Below are 18,221 nucleotides of genomic sequence, written 5' to 3'. Positions count from 1 at the left end.
GCGGGCGCCGGACAGCGCGGCGCCAGCGCGGCGCCGGCATCCTGGACGGCCGCGACGCGCGCGCGCCGTCCCGGACCGAAGGCATCTCCGGGCGGGCGCTTGCGGTGCCTGCGCTTGAGCCGTCGTGGTAAGAGCCGCGCTTCGATGTGGTCGGAGCGGGCCGAGCGCCCGCGCGACAAGGTCGGGGCTCCCTGCCGGGGGTCACGCTGACATGGGTTGGGGGGCCGCGTCCGGCCCCCGAAGCGCCCGGAGGAATCGAGAATGGGTCTGAGCGAAACGCTGCTCGACGAGAGCAAGAAATCCCAGGTCGTCGCCGATTGCTGCAAGCTGGTCGACGAGGAAGTGGCGTCCAAGGGCGGGCTCTCCGGCATCGCCGTCAAGGCCGGCTACAAGGCCGTGAAGGGCATCAAGCCCGGCTTCATCGCGCAGGTGGTCGAGAAGCTCTTGCCCGAGTTCGCCAAGAAGCTCGATCCCCTCTGGACCGAGGCGACGCAGAGCGGGAACCCGAGCAGCTTCCTGAGCTCGAACCGCGCGCGGGTCGCCGACGCGCTCCTCAGCATCACCGACGAGAAGGCGAAGGCGTCGACGAGCGGCGTCGTGCGCAGCACCTACGACACGCTCCGCGGCTCGGCGAAGAAGAACGTCGAGGAAGCCGTCCCCCGCCTCGCTCAGCTGATCCAGAAGTACGCGGCCTGATCGCCGCGGCGCGGCGGGACCGCCCGAACGGCGAGCCTGCCGCGCCCGCCCACGCGGCCGTGCTAGCAGCGCGGCCGTGCTGACAGCGCGCGGCCGCGCCGGCAGCGCGGCCGCGCCGGCCGGCTCAGCCGGGCTCGCCGAAGCTCCGCGCGAACAGATCCCGGATCGCCTCGCGGCCGTGCTCGTTGAGATCCTGGGTGCCGATCCCGGCGAAGTTCTCGCTGGTGATGCTCGGCTGCCGGGCGATCTCCCAGGCCGAGCCGCTCCAGCGGAACCAGCTGCGCCGCTCCTGGTCGTAGACGAACAGCTGCTTCTTCCAGAGGCGCGCGAGCTCCGCGCCCCAGCCGGTGCCGCCGCGCACCGTGCCGTCCTCCTGGAGCGTGCCCACGACGAAGACCTGGCTGGCCGCGTTGATCTGGTGCCAGATCGTCTGGAGGATGTTGCGCACGAGCGGGATCTCGCTCAGCACGCGCCCGAGGCGGCGCGACACGTACACGAGGCTGAAGTCGCCCTTGCGCAGCTCGTCCTCCCCGAGCACGACCACGCCGCGCTGGCGCTCGAGCAGCCGGTGGCCCTCGAAGCTGTAGTTCAGCTCCTGGAGCCCCCAGCGCTCGGCGCACACGCCGAACTCGGCCTCCGCCCCCTTCGCGCCGCCCGAGTGCAGGCGGAAGCGCCGGGGGTCCTTCGGTCGCTCCGACGGGGCGCGCACGTCCTCGTCGATCACCCGCATCGAGTGCGGATCGAGGCGCAGGTGGAGATCGGCGAGGTCCTTGCTGTCGTGATCCTTCAGCAGCCGCAGGCGGACCACGTCCCGCTCCGGCTGCAGGTACACGACCACGTTGAGGTGGCGCTCGATCTTCGCGAGCGACGCCGGCAGCTTGCCCGGAGCGCCCGGCTCCTCGATCTGGGCCGCGACCCAGACCTCGGCGGAGCGCTCCTTCGCGAGACGCCCGAGCGCCTCGATCGCCTCCTCCGACGCGACCGCCACGTCGAAGCCGTCGACGATGATCACGTCGGGCTCGAAGTGCGCGACGCCGCGCGCGAACGCCACGGTCTCGAGCATCTTCTCGATCCACAGCCGCGCAGCCTGCTCGGGCGAGTCGGTCGACGCCTTCACGTGCCCGAGGTGCGAGTAGATCTGCCGGTGCCGCTCGACCTCGAGCCGGACGGCCTCCGGCTCCTCGAGCCGCATCGACTGCGCGAGGTCGTGGAAGATCTCGTCGTAGTACGCGCGGACGTGGTCGACCGCGTTCTCGTGGGAGATGTGCAGGACCCTGCGGTCCCGCAGCAGATCGTCGAGCGCGATCTGCACGAGCAAAGCCGTCTTCCCCACCCCGGGCCGCGACACGATGACGCCGACGTTGCCGCGCCCCAGGCCGCCGTGCATCGACCCCTCGAAGACCCGCATGGGGCTCCGCTCGTTCACCTCTTTGCGGTACATACCGACCCCCTTACTTGGCCTTCTTCGCCTGCTCTTCCCGGTACTTCTTGATGAGCTCCTCGGCGAGGGCTGCCGGAAGGGGAGCATAGCGCGAGAACTCCATCGTGAACTCGGCTTTGCCCTGGGTCGCGGAACGGAGGATGGTCGAGAACCCGAACATCTCGGCGAGGGGCACCTCGGCCTCCACGCGGCAGAACCCTTCCGCCTCGGTCGAACCGATGATGATGCCGCGCCGCTGCATGAGGATGCCGACGACGCCGCCCTGGAACTCGCTCGGCCCCTCGACCGCGACCTTCATCAGCGGCTCGAGGATCTGCGGGCCGGCCTTGGCGTACGACTCGCGCCAGGCGCCGCGCGCGGCCTCCTGGAAGGCGATGTCGGACGAGTCGACCGAGTGCGCCGCGCCGTCGTTCAGCGTGACGGACACGCCCGTGACCGGCGCGCCGATGAGCTGCCCCTTCGGGAGCATCGACTGGAACCCCTTGTCGACGGCCGGGATGAACTCGCGCGGGATGGCCCCGCCGACGACCTGGTCGTCGAACTGGTACTGCCCGTCCGCCCACGGCTCGATGTAGCCGCCGACCTTGCCGTACTGGCCCGAGCCGCCGGTCTGCTTCTTGTGCGTGTAGTTGTAGTCCACGCGGCGCGTGATCGTCTCGCGGTACGCGACCCGCGGCGGGCTCGTGACGACCTCCGCCGAGTACTCGCGCTTCATGCGCTCGATGTAGACGTCGAGGTGGAGCTCGCCCATCCCCTGGATGACCGTCTCGCCGCTCTCCGGATCGGCGCCGACGCGGAACGTCGGGTCCTCCTTGGTGAAGCGGCGCAGCGCCTTCGACATGTTCGCCTGGGACTTGTTGTCCTTGGGCGTGACCGTCAGCGAGATGACCGGCTCGGGCACGTGCATCGACGTCATCGCGACGCTCACGGTGCCGTCGGTGAACGTGTCGCCGGAGTTGCAGTCGATGCCGAACATCGCGACGATGTCGCCCGCGCCCGAGACCTCGATGTCCTCCATCTCGTCGGCGTGCATGCGGACGAGCCGGCCGACCTTGTGGCGCTTGCCCGTGCGGGTGTTCGTGACCTCCTTGCCGCGGGCCAGCGTGCCCTGGTAGACGCGGAGGTACGTGAGCTGGCCGTAACGGCCGTCCTCGAGCTTGAACGCGAGCATCACGAGCGGCTTCTCCGGGTCGCTCGTGAGCACGACCTCGGCCTCGTCCTTCTCGATGTCGACGGCCTTGTTCGTGATGTCGGACGGGTTCGGCAGGAAGCGCGTCACGCCGTCGAGCAGGAGCTGCACGGCCTTGTTCTTGTAGGCCGACCCCATCATCACGGGGACGATCTGGAGGTTCACGGTCGCCTTCCGGACCGCGCTGTAGAGCAGCTCCTCGGTGACGCGCTCCTCGAGGATCGCCTCGGTGAGCTCGTCGGAGTACATCGAGAGCGCGTCGAGCATCTCCTCGCGCGCCGCCTTCACCTCGTCGGCCATGTCGGCCGGGATCTCGGAGGCGAGGATCTTCTCGCCGTTCTGCCCCTCGAACCGGAAGGCCTTCAGCGTGATGAGATCGACGACGCCCTCGAACTTGTCCTCCAGGCCGATCGGCAGCTGCAGGAGGACCGGGTTCAGGTTGAGCTTCTCGCGCAGCTGCGCGCGCACCCGCAGCGGGTTCGCGCCGGCGCGGTCGCACTTGTTCACGAACGCGATGCGCGGCACGCCGTAGCGGCGCATCTGCCGGTCGACGGTGAGCGACTGGCTCTGCACGCCGGCGACGGCGCAGAGGACGAGGATCGCGCCGTCGAGCACGCGCATCGCGCGCTCGACCTCGATCGTGAAGTCGACGTGGCCGGGCGTGTCGATCACGTTGATCTGGTGCCCGCCCCAGAAGCAGTGCGTGGCCGCGGACTGGATGGTGATCCCGCGCTCGCGCTCGAGGTCCATCGAGTCCATCTTCGCGCCGACGCCGTCCTTGCCCTTGACGTCGTGGATGGCGTGGATCCGCTTGGTGTAGAAGAGGATGCGCTCGGTGAGCGTCGTCTTGCCCGAGTCAATGTGGGCGCTGATCCCGATGTTGCGCAGCTTCGACAGATCGCTGTTCACAGAAGGCTCCCCGCCGCGCACCCGAGAGGGCGTGCCCGTGGAGGGCGTGCGGCACGCATCAACCCCGACCAAGGCGGGCGCACTCATGCGCTCCTTCCGGTCGGAAATTCGGCGCGGCTCTTAATTCGGCACCATGCCAAGCGCCAGGGGGAAAATGAATCGTCGCGACAAATCCAACTACTTGGCCTGGATCCTGGAAAGTCCGACCGTCTCGTCCCACTCCGGGCCGTAGCCGTCGTAGTGGATACGGTAGCGCTCCTGCCCGACGATGCCGGTGACCACAGCGGGGTACATCTGCCCGTGCCACTCGACCCGCACCCGGTCGCCGATCTTGTAGACGTTGGTCTGGGAGGCCTGCAGCCCCTTGCTCCGGACCTTCGCCGGCGGCTCGGGGTGGACGACGTTGCCCTCGACCAGGCCGCGGATCCGCTCACGAGAGACAACTTCATCCCAGATGTCGTCGTACCCCTGGTAGTGGACCTTGAACTTCGTCGGGCTCACCACCTCGATGACCTCGGCCGGGTAGACGTTGCCTTCCCACGACACGAGGACGTGGTCGCCGATGGCGTATCGGCGCTTGCAGCCCCCCAGCATCAGGGCGAGAACGAGGAGGAGGGCCGCGGCGTGGGCGCGCGCTGCGGGCATACCTTCCCGCCCGCCTTACCGTCGCTCCCGGCGCCTTGCAAGGGGGTTCCGGGCCGGGGCGCGCCCGGGCGCTGCAACGCGGCGCGAACCCGTGTACATGACGCCGATGACCCGAGACGTCCGTCCTGGCAGGGGCACCCTCTCCCGCCCGTGTCCATGCGGCTCGGGGCGCTCGTACCGCGAGTGCTGCGCCCCGTACCATCTGGGCGACCGCGAGGCGCCCGACGCCGTGTCGCTGATGCGCTCCAGGTACGCCGCGTTCGCCGTCGGAGACGCCGCGTACCTCTGGAACACGCTGCACATGGGCCACACCGACCGGGGCCGCGACCGGGATGAGGTCGTGCGCGAGCTCAAGGCGACGATCCACCAGCACCGGTACCGGGGGCTCAAGATCCTCGACAGCCGCGAGAGCGGCAGCACGGCGTCGGTGCTGTTCCTCGCCAAGATCTTCGAGGAGGGCGCGGACCGCTCGTTCGTCGAGCTCTCGGACTTCCTCCACGACGGCGAGGGCTGGCGCTACCTGCACGGCGTCGCCCTGCCGCGGGCCCGCGTCGGCGCCGCGCCCGAGGGGCTGACGATCCTCACGTTCTCGTCGCTCGTGCCCTGACGCGCCGGCGCCGCCCGGCGCGCCCGCGCGCCGCGCGCGGTCACGTCGGCGCGCGGGGCCTCCCGCGCGCGGTCACGTCGCGCTGCGGGCCTCGCGCCACCCCATCGCCTCGACCACGGCGCGGTTCCTCTCCATCCACACCGCGATGCGCTCGCGCGTCGTGCGGTAGGCGTACTCGAGGATGGCCCGCCGCGCCCGGAGGTTGGCCGGGTTGTGGAGGAACAGGAGCGCGTCGTTCGGCGCGGGCTCGAGCACGAGGACCTGCATCTTCCCCTCGGCCACGGTCCGCCCCACCGCCTGGTGCAGCCGCGCGTGCGCGCCGATCCGCATCGCCTGGTTGAAGATCCAGAGCATCCCCTTGTCGCGCACGCTCTCGCGCACGCCGTGCCCGGTCGGCACGGGGCGGTGCGCGGTGGAGACCGGCACGAGCGGGCTCACGACGATCGTGAGCTCGGCGCCGGCGGCCTGCGCGAGGTCGAGGTGCGCGACGTGGCCGAGCCCGCCGTCGAGGTAGTGCCGGTGGTCGATGCGCACCGGCGAGAAGAAGAGCGGCAGCGCGAGCGACGCCGCGCAGGCGAGCGACACGGGGACGTCGTCGAACCCCTCGGCGCCGAACACCACGCGCTCGCCCGAGTCGAGGTCGTGCGTCGGGATGCGCAGCGTCCGGGGCATCGCGCGGAACGAGTTCGGGATGCCCCGCCGCAGGAAGAACTCGCCGAGGAACCGCTCGTAGCGGTCGAGCTTGAAGAGGCCCGCCGGGAGCGAGTCGTTGAAGCGGTCGAGCTGCTCGAGCAGGTAGAGCTGCGCCGGCGCGTTCGGGTTCTCGTCGCCGCGGGTCGCCATCCGGGCGATGGCGTGGCGGAGCGCGACGAAGCTCGTGGTGAGCGCGCGCCGCCACTCGCCGACGTCGATGGAGAGCAGGTGGCCGCGCTCGAGCGGGAAGAAGTTGTCGACCGGGTCGAGCAGGGCGCGGTAGAGCCGCTCGATCGGGATGCCGCCGGCGAGGGCCGCGGCGACCGCGGCGCCGCTGCCGTGCCCGAGGTAGAGCGAGAAGCTCTGGTTGTCGATCCCCTCGACGCCGTCCTCGAGCGCCGCGAGCGCGCCGATCTGGTAGAGCGCGCCCGTCAGGCCGCCCCCCGGCAGGCAGAGGCTGACGCGGCCCCCCTGCCCCTCCTTGCGGGCGGCGGCGCGGCCCTCGCCGCTCGGCTCGCTCGGCTCGACAACGTGCGGGGCGCGGCCTTCGCCGTCCCCGGCTGCACTCTGCGCGGGGCGGCGCTCGCCTCCGCCTTGGCTCTCGACAGCCGGCATCATGGTGCGTCCTTCTCCCTCGCGCGGACCGCCGCCTCGGCGCGGTTGCCGAGGGCGATGGCGAGCGCGACAAGCACGAGCGCGCAGGCGGAGCTCGCCGCCACGACCCACGCCGGGGCCGGCGCGCCGGCGGGCGGCGCGGCGGCCGCCTCGCCGGCGGGATCCGCGGCCGCGACGGTGAGCAGCGCGTAGCACTGGATGGCGTTGTAGGTCGCGTGCAGCAGGACGGGCGGCAGGAGCGAGCCGCTCGCGACCCGGAGGACGCCGAGGAACACGCCGAAGATCGCGATCGGCAGGAACTTCTGCCACTCGATGTGGGCCACCGCGAAGAGCGCGGACGTCGCCGCGATCACGAGCGGCGCGGCGTACCGCTGCCGCAGGGGGCGGACGAGCGCCCCGCGGAAGAAGATCTCCTCGACCGCGGGGCCGAGCGCGATGAAGACCGCGCCGAGCGCGGCGAGCTCGAGCGCGCTCGCTTCGGCGAAGATCTTGACGAGCTCCCGCTCGCTGACCCCCGACGGCCAGCGCCGCTCGATCGCGTCGTAGACCGCGGCGATGGGCCCCTCGAGCGCGACGCCGAGCGCGATCGCGATCGGGTAGAACGCCGCGTGGGTCCGCCGCACCCCGAGGAGCTCGCGGATCGACGCGCGCGGCGCGTGGATCTGGAGCACGCCGAAGAGCCCGAGCAGGTACGCCACGGCCTGGCAGCCGAAGCTGCTGATCACGTCGAGCCGCTCGTCGGGCCGGAAGGTCGCGATGATGCCGAGCAGCCACAGGAAGAGGAAGGTGACGCCCGCGACCCATCCGCCGGCCGCCGGCATCGACATCGGTCGCTCGCCGCTCTCGCCGGGGGAGAGCGGGCCGGCCCCCCCGCTCGGCGGGGGATCGGGCGTGCCGCGGGGTAGATCGTTCATCGACCTCGGAGATAAGGCAGGACGCCCCGCTTCACGACCGTGTCCGTGCTGAGGCGTTCGCTCGTCTCCGGGTAGTCGATCGTGGTGTGCAGCCCCCGGCTCTCGTGCCGCGCGGAGGCGCAGCCGACGATGAGCTCGGCGACGGTGGCGATGTTGCGCAGCTCGAGGAGGTCCCGGGTGACGAGGTGCTTCCAGTAATACTCGCGGATCTCCTCCTGGAGGAGGGAGATCCGCCGGGCGGCGCGCCGGAGGCGGGCGTCGGACCGGACGATGCCGACATAGTTCCACATGGTGCGGCGGAGCTCGTCCCAGTTGTGGGCGACGACGACCTCCTCGTCGCTCGCGACGGCGTTGCCGACCTGCCACTCGGGCACCGGGGGGAACGGGCTCTGCCGGAGCTCGGCGATCTGCGTGGCGAGGCGCGCGGCGGCGCGGTGGCCGAAGACGAGCCCCTCGAGCAGCGAGTTCGAGGCGAGCCGGTTGGCGCCGTGCAGGCCGGTGCACGTGCACTCGCCGATCGCCCACAGCCCGGGGATGGTGGTCCTGCCGTAGAGGTCGGTGGTGATGCCGCCGCACATGTAGTGGGCGGCCGGGACGACGGGGATCGGCTGGGTGGTGATGTCGATGCCGTACCGGAGGCACTGGGCGTGGATGGTGGGGAAGTGCTCGCGGACGAAGCTCGCCGGCCGGTGGGTGATGTCGAGCAGCACGTAGTCCGAGCCGGTGCGCTTCATCTCGAAGTCGATGGCGCGCGCCACGATGTCGCGGGGCGCGAGGTCCTTCCGCGGGTCGTGGCTCGCCATGAACGCGGTGCCGTCGGGCAGCCGCAGGATGGCGCCCTCGCCGCGCAGCGCCTCGCTGACGAGGAAGCTCTTCGCCTCCGGGTGGAAGAGGCAGGTCGGGTGGAACTGGTAGAACTCCATGTTCGCGACCTCGGCGCCTGCCCGGTAGGCCATGGCGACGCCGTCGCCGGTCGCGACGTCGGGGTTCGTCGTGTAGAGGTAGACCTTGCCCGCGCCGCCGGTGGCGAGCACGGTGGCCCGCGCGAGGTAGGTCTCGACGACGTGCGGCTTCGAGGCGGGGCGGTGCCGGGGGGCGGGCCGCTCCGAGTCGCGCTGGCGCGGCGGCGGGTTCAGGGCGGCGTCGGTCTCGTCGAGCACGTAGGCGCCCGCGCACACGTCCGGCCCGCCGAAGCGGGACAGCATGATGAGGTCGATGGCCGTGTGGTGCTCGGCGAAGCGGATGTTCGGGTTCTGCCGGGCCTGCTCGAGCAGCGCTCGCTCGATCTCCATGCCGGTCGCGTCGGCGGCGTGCACGATCCGGCGCGCGGAGTGCCCGCCCTCGCGCCCGAGGCTCACCTGGCCGTTGTTGTGGTCGAACTGGGCGCCCAGGGCGATGAGCTCGCGCACCCGCTCGGGCCCTTCCCGCGCGCAGATCTCGACGACCACCTCGTGGCAGAGCCCCGCCCCGGCCTCGAGCGTGTCGGCCACGTGCGCCTCGAAGGAGTCGTCCGGCGCGAAGACCGCGGCGATGCCGCCTTGGGCGTACTTCGTGTTGGACTCGTCGCGCGACCGCTTGGTGACGACAATCACTTCACCGTGCTCGGCCGCCGCGAGAGCGAAGGTAAGGCCGGCAACACCGCTGCCGATGACGAGAAAATCTGTCGTTATCGCCACGGCGCCGGAGGGTAGCAGGGTCGGGGCACTTGAAGGTAGGCCGTGGTGCGCCTCGCCGCGCGGAGGCTCCGCCGCCGCCGGGCGTCCGGGCGCGGGCCGGGCCGGGCCGGGCCGGGCCGGGCCGGCAGCGTGGGGCCGTCGCGCCGCCGCAGGCACTGCCGGCGAGGCAGGCCGCCGCCGCAGGCCTGCCGCCGAGGGCAAGCCGCCGCCGCAGGCCTGCCGCCGAGGGCAAGCCGCCGCCGCAGCCTGCCGGCATGCCCCGCTCGAGAGCAGCGGCTCGAACATCGGACTCCACCACGCGAGACGCTCTCCGCAAACGCCTGAGCATGCGCCGCCTTCACAGCGGGCAACGTCGAATCGCGACGCAAAACGCAAAAGCGACCTGCTGCTGGGCTGCGTTCTGCGACCGTCGGATTACATCCGTATATCGCGGCCCGATGCAGATGGTTTCAGCAGATCTCCGGTCCGTCCGCCTGCGCCTTTGGCAATCCACGCTGCGGTGGCGAGTTGGAAGCGCCGAGCAGCCCACCGTACCGCGTCTCCACGGCGCCGAGAACCTAGCATCCCGCTGACGTGCGCGTCCAAGGGTTTGTCGCTTCGTCCTCTTGAATCGAGGCAACACCTCACGCACCGGGGCGCTCGCGACGCCCGCTCGCCGCTCGTGACGTCATTATACAAATATGCTTGAGTTTTTTATGCGCGACCTCGTTCTGTTCGCTGCCTCCAGCGCTCGTTCATCAGAGCCATTCCATACCGGCAGGTTGCGTGGGCAGGTCACGCGACGATATCGAGCCTTGAATGCACGTATCGGCCGTCGCCGACACCGGTGCGCTCGGCGTGCGTCTCGGTATCCATCGCAGCCTCGCAGCCGAGTGTGCACGTCGCCGCATTCGCGACCTGCGCGACATGGGCCCGTGTTAGCTCCGAGCGTCACAAATCCGGCCAGGGATCTCAAGAGATTTCAACGCAAAGGCGCAAAGGCGCAAAGGCGCAAACCAGAATTTTTTCTGTATCTTTGCGCCCTTGCGCCCTTGCGTTGAAACCTCTCTCCTCTCGCCGTGATCCCTGCCAAGACTTCTAACAGGCGAATCTAGCGACGTTGTTCGCGCTGGGCTCGCTGCGCTCAGGACGAAGCGATCACACCGGGTTCGATTTGTCGCCGGGTTTGGGCCGCTCTCGTGGAGCGCCCCCAGCGGGTGTCGTCGCCTCCGAACCTCGGTTCTTCAGCAATCGAGGGCGTATCCCGTGCGCTGGGTCGAGCTCCGCCGCCGCGTCGTCACGAGCGGCGTGCTTCGCGATGCACTGCTCGCAGTACCGCTCCGGATCCCACGCGACGTCGTCGAGCCCGAGCTCCCGCATCCGCGCCTGCTCCCACTTTCCGAACCGGCTCAGACAGGGGCGCACCCGCGAGGCAGGTGCATCGTCTCGGCGAGGCTTCGGGCGCGTGTGCATGGGTGCTCCTGGGCAACGGACCCTGCCAATTCTGACGTTGCCGAAACAGCTCGCCAAGCGCTTTCTTGCGGAGCTCAAGCGCGATTCCGCGGCTTACGAACTGTCACTCAGAATTATCACGGAATAACAGGGGCGCTCTCGCCCCACGCAGCTCCCCGTGGCTCGCGCGCGAGGAGCCTGCTCGCCCCCGCCAGCGTGCACCCGCGCGCCTGAACTCCGGTGCGAACCCCTCTCTGTCGATCGCTCGTCACCCGATCGTCGCCAGCTTCCTCACCCCGGGGCAGCGCGGGCGTTGCGCTTCATGGCGCTCGTCCGCCATCTCGCGCATAGCGCCCGTCACGCCGCCCTTCTCACTGCCCGCAGCTCTTGTTCTCGGCGAAGTTCCAGCACACGCCGCTCGCCCCCGACCTGCCGGCGCTCGCCATCGGGGCGCCGGGGCCCCCGGTGCCTCCGTCCCCGGCGGTACCCGCCATGAAGTCCGTCAGCTCGACCGCTGCGCCCGGCGCAGCTGCGTAGGCGACGCCCACCGCATGACCGCCTCGACCGCCTCCGCCGGGACCGCCGGCTCCACCTAGACCGCCATTGCCGCCCGTGCAGCCCGGGATCGAGGGGCGCTTCTCCGATGCTCCCCCGCCGACAGCGCCCGCGCCCCCGGTCGCACCGTTCTGCCCGTCGGCTCCCTCTCCGCCCTTGCCCGCCTTGCCGACGGCGACCTTCACCTCGGTCAACACCAGCTTCGTTCCCAGGCTCACGATCCCGATGCTCGACCCGCCAGCTTGGCCACCTCCCCCTCCCTTGCCGCCGCAACCGCCGGCTCCGCCGCCTCCGCCGCTGGCGCCCGGTCCCTCCACGGTGTCGTCCGGCCCGGCCGGGCAGAAGAGTCCCGCCTTCGCGCCGCCGCCTCCTCCACCCCCTTGACCTGGCTTCCCGGCTTCGCCGTTGCCGCCTTCGCCTCCGGTGATGCCCGACAGCGTCAGCGTCGTGCTGCTGCCAGCTGCACCGGCGCCGCCGGCGGCTCCGGGTCCCCCCTCTTCGCCGCCCCTGCAGTTGGTCGCCGTGCCGGCTTGTCCGACCCCGCCGAGCCCGTACCCCTCCGGGTTCGGCTCTGGCAGCGGCGTGCCATCGCCCCCCTTCCGCCCCTCGCCCCCGTCCATCTCCGGGATGCCGCCGAGCCCGCCGGGGCCGCCGCGCGTCTCGCCGCCCTCGCACGCGTTCACGCCGGGCACACCTCCTCGCACCGCGGCAGGAAGCGAGCACGCCGCCGTACCGCTCATCCCCGGCGCTCCCGGCTGCGGCGCCTGCGTCGGCGGCGCCCCGTTCGCGCCGTCCGCCCCGTCGCCTGCGGTGACGTCCACCTGCGACAGCTCCGCCTCCACGTCCGCCACGACGACGCCGATCGACGACCCGCCCCGTTCCGTCGCGCTCGCCGCGCGGATCTCGAAGCTCCGCACCTTCGCCCCGCTCGCCCCCTCCGCGAGCGTCAACGCCGCCGCGCCCGCCGGTCCCTCGATCGCGCTCCGCGCCTGTGCGCTCCACGTCCACCCGGCGCCGCAGTCGAAGCCCCCGATCACCTCGATCCCGGCCCCGATCGCCACGTTCTCCGCGAACGCTCCGCTCGCGCACGCGAGCACCCGCCTGCCGTTCGCGCTCGCGATCGCCTCCGCGAGCGACGCGTACGGCTTCTCCTTCGTCCCGTCTCCGCCGGGCATCGCGGTCGCGCTCGCGAACACCGCGCACTCGTCGGTCACCGCGCCCGCGTCCCCTGTCGGGTCCGGCTTGCACGCGGGGTTCGTCGGTCCGCCGCCTTCGCCTGGGCGCCCGTCATGAGGGGGCTCCGTCAGCATGTACTCGCGGTCGTCGGTCAGGTTGATCGACAGCGCGTCGCACCCGACCGCCGCGAGCACCGCGCAGACGGCGCCAGCCGTGAAGCCCTTGTGTTCTCTCACGTTCGCGTCCTTCCTTCCCGCAGCCGCTCACCGCGCACGCTCACCGCGCACGCTCACCACGCACGCTCACCACGAGCCAACGACGCCGAGCACCGCCTCGCCCTTCGCCAGGGAGACGCTCGGCTGCATCCCCGTCGAGCTGCCGGCCGCGCTCGATCGAGGCCACAACGTGTAGACCAGCGCGCCGGCGGCGAGCGCGCCGGCCCCGGCGTAGGCCACGAGCGCGCCTGTGCCGAGCGCCTCGGCGCGGCCCGCGGTGTCCTCGAAGGTGACGCAGGCGCGCGCCACGTCGCCCGTCGCACGAACGCACCCAGGCCCCATCGAGAGGATCGCGGCGCGCTGCGTGTCCGCGTCGCTCCGGGCGTTGCGCGACGCCACCGTCAGCCCCACCCCCACCGCGAGCGCCACCGCGCTGCCCGCGCCGAGCGCGATCGCCGGCACCCAGCTCTTCGGTCGCGGCGGCGCCGCCGGCTCCGCCGGTCCAAGAGGCGCCCTCCCCGCTGCGGCCCCGCCGCCCTGCGCCCCCTCCTGCTTCGCGGCCGTCGCCTCGCGCTTCAGCGGCGTCATCACCAGCGCCACCTCCGCCGTCCCCCCCTTCGCCACCCGCACGAGCTGCTTCGTCGACGTGTACCCCGGAAGCCTCGCCTCCACCTGGTGCTCGCCCGGCTCCACGAACACCTCCCCCGAGAGCGGCGCCGTGCCCTCCGCCGCCCCGTCCACGAGCACCTCCGCCCCGGCTACGCCGCCCGTCACCACGAGCGCGCCCACCTGCTCCTTCGACTCGGCCAGCCGCTTCTCCGCCGTCGTCCGGAGCTTCGCCGTCACCTTGATCAGCGGCCAGTTTCTCAGCGCGAGCGACAGGAACGTCGACGCTTCCCGGTACTTCTTCAGCTGGTACTTCGTGTTGCCGAGGTTGTACGCCACGTCGAACGTCGGGTTCAGCTCCCACGCACGAAGCAGCTCCGCCTCCGCCTCCACGAACTTGCCGTCCGAGTAGAGGCGCAGGCCCCGCCGGAAGACCACGTCGGCGCGCGCCACCGCCTCGGCGCGCTTCGCCTCCTCCGCGCGCTTCGCCTCCTCCGCGCGCTTCGCCTCCTCCGCGCGCTTCGCCGCGTCGGCGCGCTTCGACGCGTCGGCGCGCTTCGCCTCCTCCGCGCGCTTCGCCTCCTCGGCGCGCTTCGCCGCGTCGGCGCTCGGCGCAGCCTCCCGTGGCGCTGCAGGCTGCGCGGCGGCGACGTCAGGATCGGCGATCAAGGCCGCGGCGGTGAGCAAGAGGGCAAGGGATCGGCAGTTCATCGTCATGGCTCCACGCGGTTTCACTCCAGCACGTCGTCGGCGAGCGGCTTGTTCGGGGGCGCGGGCGGGACCGGCGCCTCCGAGGGGCGAGGCGACGCCGTCTGCGGCGGCGCAGACACGGACGGCACGGCGGTCGGCGGCGCGCCCTCGACCCGCTCGCCGACGGGACCCGGCTCGACCCGTGCCGGCGTGGGAGCATCCGAGGCAACCGGCGGCGCGGGCTCGCCGCGCGGCGGCGCGGGCTCACTTCGCGGCGGCGCGGACTCACCTCGCGGCGGCACGGCCGCACCCGACGGCGGCGCGGCCGCACCCGACGGCAGCGCGGCCGCACCCGACGGCGGCGCGGCCGCACCCGACGGCGGCGCGGCCGCAGCGCGCGGCGCGGCCTCACCTGGCGGCGGCGCGGCCGCACCGCGCGGCGGCGCGGCCTCACCTGGCGACGGCGCGGCCTCACCTGGCGGCGGCGCAGGCTCCTTCTCCTCCGCCACCGTCGCGCGCCGCACGATCATCAGCGTCGCGACGGGCATGCTCACGGCGAACACCACGAGCAGCGCGACGACCCACCACGGCAGCCCTCGCCGGCGCTTGGAGACGACATTTGCCCCGGGCGCCGCCGCTGGTGCCGGCGTGTCCATCGGCGGCGCAGCGACCGGCGGCAGCGTCTCGTCGATCGACGGCTCGCCACCGTCCGACCGCGAGCTCGTCGCCGCAGCGCCCCGCACCGTCGACGGCGCCGCGTCCTGCGCCGCCGCCGCGTCCTGCGCCGCCGCCGCGTCCTGCGCCGCCGCCGCGTCCTGCGCCGCCGCCGTCCCCTGCGCGCCTCTCTGCCCCTTGGGCGGTGCCGGCTTCACCGGGAACTCGAACAGCGGCCGCCCTCCCGGTCGCAGCTGTTTCAGCTCGGCCAGCGCTTGCACCAGCTCGGGATCGTCGAGCGTCTGCTTGAGCGTCCGCTCGTCCAGCCCCTCCTCGTGCCGGCTGTTGTCCGTGTCCGGCAGGTTCTTCCGGGTGTCGTCGCTGTTCTTGTTGCTGCCCATCGTCAGAAGACCCTTCTCCTCAGCGACCGGAATTGCGGCCTGTACCCACCGCCGGGGCCCGAGCCCTCGTGCGCGCTCCCTCGATCCGCCGGCGCAGCCTCGCCGCGGCGACCGTACTCGCGAGCGTCCGCTGCGCGAACGGCCGCGCGTCCAGGGCCGACGCCTCCGCCGGCGCCGCAGGCCGCCCTTCCGGCAGCGAGGCGGCGAGCCGCGCGAGCTCCGCGGCGAGCGGCCTCCGCGCCCTGGAACCGGTGCTCCGGCCGCTTCGCGAGCGCCTTCAGGACGGCCCGGTCCAGCGCCGGCAGAACGCGTTGCGCGGCGTGGCGCGACGGAGGCGCCGGCGTCTCTCGAACATCCGCGTGCAGCAGGTCCAAGGCATCCTCGACGTGGGCGAACGAGCCGCGCCCCACCACGAGCGTATACAGCAACAGCCCGACGGCATATACGTCGGCCGGATCGTCGACCGGCACGCACCGGCCCCGCCCCGGCGAGGCGGTGCGAGGTGTTCCGACGAGGCATCCCCCCTGGGTCGGGTACGCCGGCCCGGCCAGGAGCAGCGGCGGCGCTGCTCCCGGGAGCAGCCTCGCGACGTCGAGGTCGAGCACCGCTGCGTTCCGGGCGCCGCCCCGCGCCGCCGGCGGCGGTGTCGCCGCACCGTGGGGCGACGACACTGCCACGAGCGCCGGCCCCTCGAGCCGCCCCCGGTCGGCGAACCGCGGGTCGCAAGCGAGCGCGCGGTGAACGAGCGTCACCACGACGCCCCTCCGGAGCCCGCGGGGCTCCGCCTCGGCCCCCTCGCCCGCCCCCCGCGCCCGAGCGCCCGGGAGGACCCGGTACCGGGTCCCGTCCAGCACGCCCTTCACATCGTCGAGAGGGCCTGGGATGTCTGAGGTGCGGCGTGCCACCGGCGCGTTCTCCAGGGAGGACAATCACGAGCACGGGACGGTTCGGACAACAAAATTGCGCCGGCGCCGCCGCGACGGGACCTCCGGTGGGCGGCGGTGACCCCGCGCCGGCCGCCCTCGCCATCTCACCCCGATCAGGAGCGCGCGCTGGAGGCGCTGCCGACCGCCCGCCACGTCGCACGAGCGACCGCGCGGGTCCATGGTGTACGGGCGCGCGAGGGCATGCTCGACTCGAGCAGACAGCCTATCAGGCGCTCCTCGAGCGCCTGCCCTGGATACGAGGCACGCAGGCGGGAGCACGAGAACGACCAGGGAGGCGCACGGAAGACGCGAGACGCACGATGCAAGGCGAGAGGCCGACGGTGGGGGACGGGAGACAGGGATTCGGGGGTCCGCTGGCGATGTGGATTATTACGGCGGCTGGAGAAGGCACGTTTCCTTCGCCATGGAGATCTTTACAGCTCGGCCCCGCGCCTGAGAGCCTGGCCGATGGTGCATTCCCCGGCGAGCGCCGCCGGAGGACAACCAAGGAGGCACCGTGGCTCTCAAAGATCTCTCTCCTCGTCAGATGGTCCAGATCACCGCCGCATGGCTCGACCCGGAGCGCGAGCGGCCGCGCCTCCTCTCGCTGAAGCGGTGCGCCCCGCTCATCGACGATGTCGAGGCCGCGCACGACGGCATCCTGAAGGCGCACCGCAAGCAGAAGAAGCCGAATGACGAGCTCTCCGACATCCAGCGGAGGCAGGTCGCCGTCGATCAGATCCACGACCGCAAGGCGCGCGGCGCCCACGCGGTGCTCACCGGCTTCGCGGACCTCGCCGACGATCCCGAGGACGCGGCGATTTACATCGAGATCCGCGATCAGCTCTTCGCGGACGGGCTCAAGTTCATCTCGGCGAGCTACAGTGACGAGGCGGGCGAGGTGAAGCTCGCGCGCGACCGGTTGACGCCGGAGTCGAAGGCGGCGCTCAAGGCGTTGCCGGTGCCGGGGGGCAACCTGCTCAAGGCGGTGCAGGCGTGGTTCGCCGCGGGCGACGAGCTCGGACAGCTCGACGCGCAGCGCATCCACCTGGCGGGGCAGGACAGGGAGACCAAGCAGGGCGCAATCGACCCGCGCGGCGGCCAGCTCCGGGCGCGCAATCGATGGATCAAGGTGGTGCGCAGCGTGCTTCAGATGCTCGAGCTCGAGTCGGCCGACCCGGAGACGACGCGCCGGCTGCTCGCGCCGCTGCAGCGGGAGGTGGCCAAGGCAGAGCGCCGTCGCTCAGGCAGCAAGGAGGCCGACACGGAGAGCGGCGCGCTGCCGGACGACGGCGACGCGGCCGAGCCCGCGCTCGACGAGGCCGCGCCGGTGGCCGCGGTGGATTGACGTGCCGGTCCCGGCGGCGCGTGTCCTCCGACCACGCCGCCGGAGCCGACGCCCTGCCGGCGGCGGGCCCTCGCGACGGACCCCATCCGTTGCGCTCGCCCGCCGCCAGGCCCTCACGACAGACCGTGTCCGTTGCGCTCCCCCGCCGCCAGGCCCTCACGACAGACCGTGTCCGTTGCGCTCCCCCGCCGCCAGGCCCTCACGACAGACCGTGTCCGTTGCGCTCGCCCGCCGCCAGGCCCTCGCGACGGACCCCGTCCGTTGCGCTCCCCCGCCGCCAGGCTCTCGCGACGGACCGTGTCCGTTGCGCTCCCCCGCCGGCAAGCCCCCTTGTAACAGTCCGCGTCCGTCGCGGCCCCCGCCGGCGGGCCCCCTGGAACGGTTCGCGTCCGTCGCGGCCCCGCCGGCAGGCCCCCCATAACGGTTTGCATCCGTTGCACTATCCCGCCGGCAGGCCCCCTGGAACGGCTCGCATCCGTAGCGGCCCCGCCGGCAGGCCCCCATAACGGTTCGCATCTGTCACGGCCCACGCCGGCAGGCCCCGCACAACGGTTCGCATTCGTGGGCCCGCCCGGCGACACGCCTTGACGTCAACCAACCTTCGCCCCGGCGCTCGTCGGGTGGGCGTGGACGCGTAATGCCCGGACCCAGCCGCACCCGGCCAACGCCGCCGCCGATGCCCCTCCCCCCGCCGCGTGCACCGTGCCGCGTGCGCCGTGGTGCGGAGCACACCGCACCCTCACCGACGTGCGCCACACACAACAGAACCGCCGCGCCCGCCTTGACGCATCACGTCGGCCCTGCCATGACCGGTTTCCTCCGCCTCAGGCGTGC

The 18,221-nt window shown here is 72.3% G+C and carries 14 protein-coding genes; 3 read left to right on the top strand and 11 right to left on the bottom strand.

Annotation, left to right across the window (positions count from 1 at the left end):
- Positions 1-261: 261 nt before the first annotated feature.
- A complete protein-coding gene (locus tag WMF43_RS04325; RefSeq protein ID WP_437677663.1) occupies positions 262-696 on the top strand; it encodes a DUF6918 family protein in 435 nt (144 codons plus the stop codon).
- 124 nt (positions 697-820) lie between these two features.
- Here the strand turns inward: WMF43_RS04325 and WMF43_RS04320 are convergent, their stop codons facing one another.
- The 3 genes from WMF43_RS04320 to WMF43_RS04310 all read right to left on the bottom strand — a co-directional run bounded on the left by WMF43_RS04320 (position 821) and on the right by WMF43_RS04310 (position 4,880).
- Complete coding sequence (locus tag WMF43_RS04320; RefSeq protein ID WP_437677662.1) at positions 821-2,137, bottom strand: hypothetical protein; 1,317 nt, start codon at positions 2,135-2,137, stop codon at positions 821-823.
- A 10-nt stretch (positions 2,138-2,147) separates the two neighbouring features.
- The gene (gene fusA, locus WMF43_RS04315) at positions 2,148-4,235 is read right to left on the bottom strand and encodes an elongation factor G (protein WP_437677661.1); all 2,088 of its coding nucleotides are present in this window, start codon (positions 4,233-4,235) and stop codon (positions 2,148-2,150) included.
- A 177-nt stretch (positions 4,236-4,412) separates the two neighbouring features.
- Complete coding sequence (locus WMF43_RS04310; RefSeq protein WP_437677660.1) at positions 4,413-4,880, bottom strand: Tudor-knot domain-containing protein; 468 nt, start codon at positions 4,878-4,880, stop codon at positions 4,413-4,415.
- Positions 4,881-4,986: 106 nt separating this feature from the next.
- Between WMF43_RS04310 and WMF43_RS04305 the strand changes: the two genes are divergently transcribed.
- On the top strand, positions 4,987-5,487 hold the full coding sequence (locus WMF43_RS04305; protein ID WP_437677659.1) for a YchJ family protein: 501 nt from the start codon (positions 4,987-4,989) through the stop codon (positions 5,485-5,487).
- A 72-nt stretch (positions 5,488-5,559) separates the two neighbouring features.
- On the opposite strand, the gene WMF43_RS04300 is transcribed toward WMF43_RS04305, so the two are convergent.
- From WMF43_RS04300 to WMF43_RS04265, 8 genes are all read right to left on the bottom strand, one after another.
- A complete protein-coding gene (locus WMF43_RS04300; RefSeq protein WP_437677658.1) occupies positions 5,560-6,798 on the bottom strand; it encodes a patatin-like phospholipase family protein in 1,239 nt (412 codons plus the stop codon).
- Entirely contained in the window at positions 6,795-7,709 is a 915-nt protein-coding gene (locus tag WMF43_RS04295; protein ID WP_437677657.1) for a CPBP family intramembrane glutamic endopeptidase, read from the bottom strand. The genes WMF43_RS04300 and WMF43_RS04295 overlap by 4 nt, the downstream gene beginning before the upstream one ends.
- Positions 7,706-9,385: an L-aspartate oxidase gene (locus WMF43_RS04290; protein ID WP_437677656.1), complete on the bottom strand. Its 1,680-nt coding sequence runs from the start codon at positions 9,383-9,385 to the stop codon at positions 7,706-7,708. The genes WMF43_RS04295 and WMF43_RS04290 overlap by 4 nt, the downstream gene beginning before the upstream one ends.
- 1,137 nt (positions 9,386-10,522) lie before the next feature.
- Positions 10,523-10,744: a hypothetical protein gene (locus tag WMF43_RS04285; protein WP_437677655.1), complete on the bottom strand. Its 222-nt coding sequence runs from the start codon at positions 10,742-10,744 to the stop codon at positions 10,523-10,525.
- A 443-nt stretch (positions 10,745-11,187) separates the two neighbouring features.
- Entirely contained in the window at positions 11,188-12,783 is a 1,596-nt protein-coding gene (locus WMF43_RS04280; RefSeq protein ID WP_437677654.1) for a hypothetical protein, read from the bottom strand.
- A gap of 66 nt (positions 12,784-12,849) precedes the next feature.
- Positions 12,850-14,079, bottom strand: coding sequence for a PEGA domain-containing protein (locus WMF43_RS04275; RefSeq protein ID WP_437677653.1), 1,230 nt, complete (start codon positions 14,077-14,079; stop codon positions 12,850-12,852).
- Positions 14,080-14,099: 20 nt separating this feature from the next.
- On the bottom strand, positions 14,100-15,113 hold the full coding sequence (locus WMF43_RS04270; RefSeq protein ID WP_437677652.1) for a hypothetical protein: 1,014 nt from the start codon (positions 15,111-15,113) through the stop codon (positions 14,100-14,102).
- A gap of 2 nt (positions 15,114-15,115) precedes the next feature.
- On the bottom strand, positions 15,116-15,967 hold the full coding sequence (locus WMF43_RS04265) for a hypothetical protein (RefSeq protein ID WP_437677651.1): 852 nt from the start codon (positions 15,965-15,967) through the stop codon (positions 15,116-15,118).
- Between the two features lie 589 nt (positions 15,968-16,556).
- Here WMF43_RS04265 and WMF43_RS04260 point away from each other — a divergent pair.
- Positions 16,557-17,387: a hypothetical protein gene (locus WMF43_RS04260; RefSeq protein WP_437677650.1), complete on the top strand. Its 831-nt coding sequence runs from the start codon at positions 16,557-16,559 to the stop codon at positions 17,385-17,387.
- Positions 17,388-18,221: the final 834 nt, after the last annotated feature.

Source organism: Sorangium sp. So ce131, from assembly GCF_051519095.1.
GTDB lineage: Bacteria > Myxococcota_A > Polyangia > Polyangiales > Polyangiaceae > Sorangium.
The sequence above is the reverse complement of the archived record's forward strand: the minus strand, read 5'-3'. Positions and strand labels throughout refer to the sequence as shown.

Bases quoted from the DNA above. Each gene is read 5' to 3' on its own strand.
- WMF43_RS04325 (WP_437677663.1), top strand. From the start codon at position 262: ATGGGTCTGAGCGAAACGCTGCTCGACGAGAGCAAGAAATCCCAGGTC.
- WMF43_RS04320 (WP_437677662.1), bottom strand. From the start codon at position 2,137: ATGTACCGCAAAGAGGTGAACGAGCGGAGCCCCATGCGGGTCTTCGAG.
- WMF43_RS04310 (WP_437677660.1), bottom strand. From the start codon at position 4,880: ATGCCCGCAGCGCGCGCCCACGCCGCGGCCCTCCTCCTCGTTCTCGCC.
- WMF43_RS04305 (WP_437677659.1), top strand. From the start codon at position 4,987: ATGACCCGAGACGTCCGTCCTGGCAGGGGCACCCTCTCCCGCCCGTGT.
- WMF43_RS04300 (WP_437677658.1), bottom strand. From the start codon at position 6,798: ATGATGCCGGCTGTCGAGAGCCAAGGCGGAGGCGAGCGCCGCCCCGCG.
- WMF43_RS04295 (WP_437677657.1), bottom strand. From the start codon at position 7,709: ATGAACGATCTACCCCGCGGCACGCCCGATCCCCCGCCGAGCGGGGGG.
- WMF43_RS04285 (WP_437677655.1), bottom strand. From the start codon at position 10,744: ATGCGGGAGCTCGGGCTCGACGACGTCGCGTGGGATCCGGAGCGGTAC.
- WMF43_RS04275 (WP_437677653.1), bottom strand. From the start codon at position 14,079: ATGAACTGCCGATCCCTTGCCCTCTTGCTCACCGCCGCGGCCTTGATC.
- WMF43_RS04270 (WP_437677652.1), bottom strand. From the start codon at position 15,113: ATGGGCAGCAACAAGAACAGCGACGACACCCGGAAGAACCTGCCGGAC.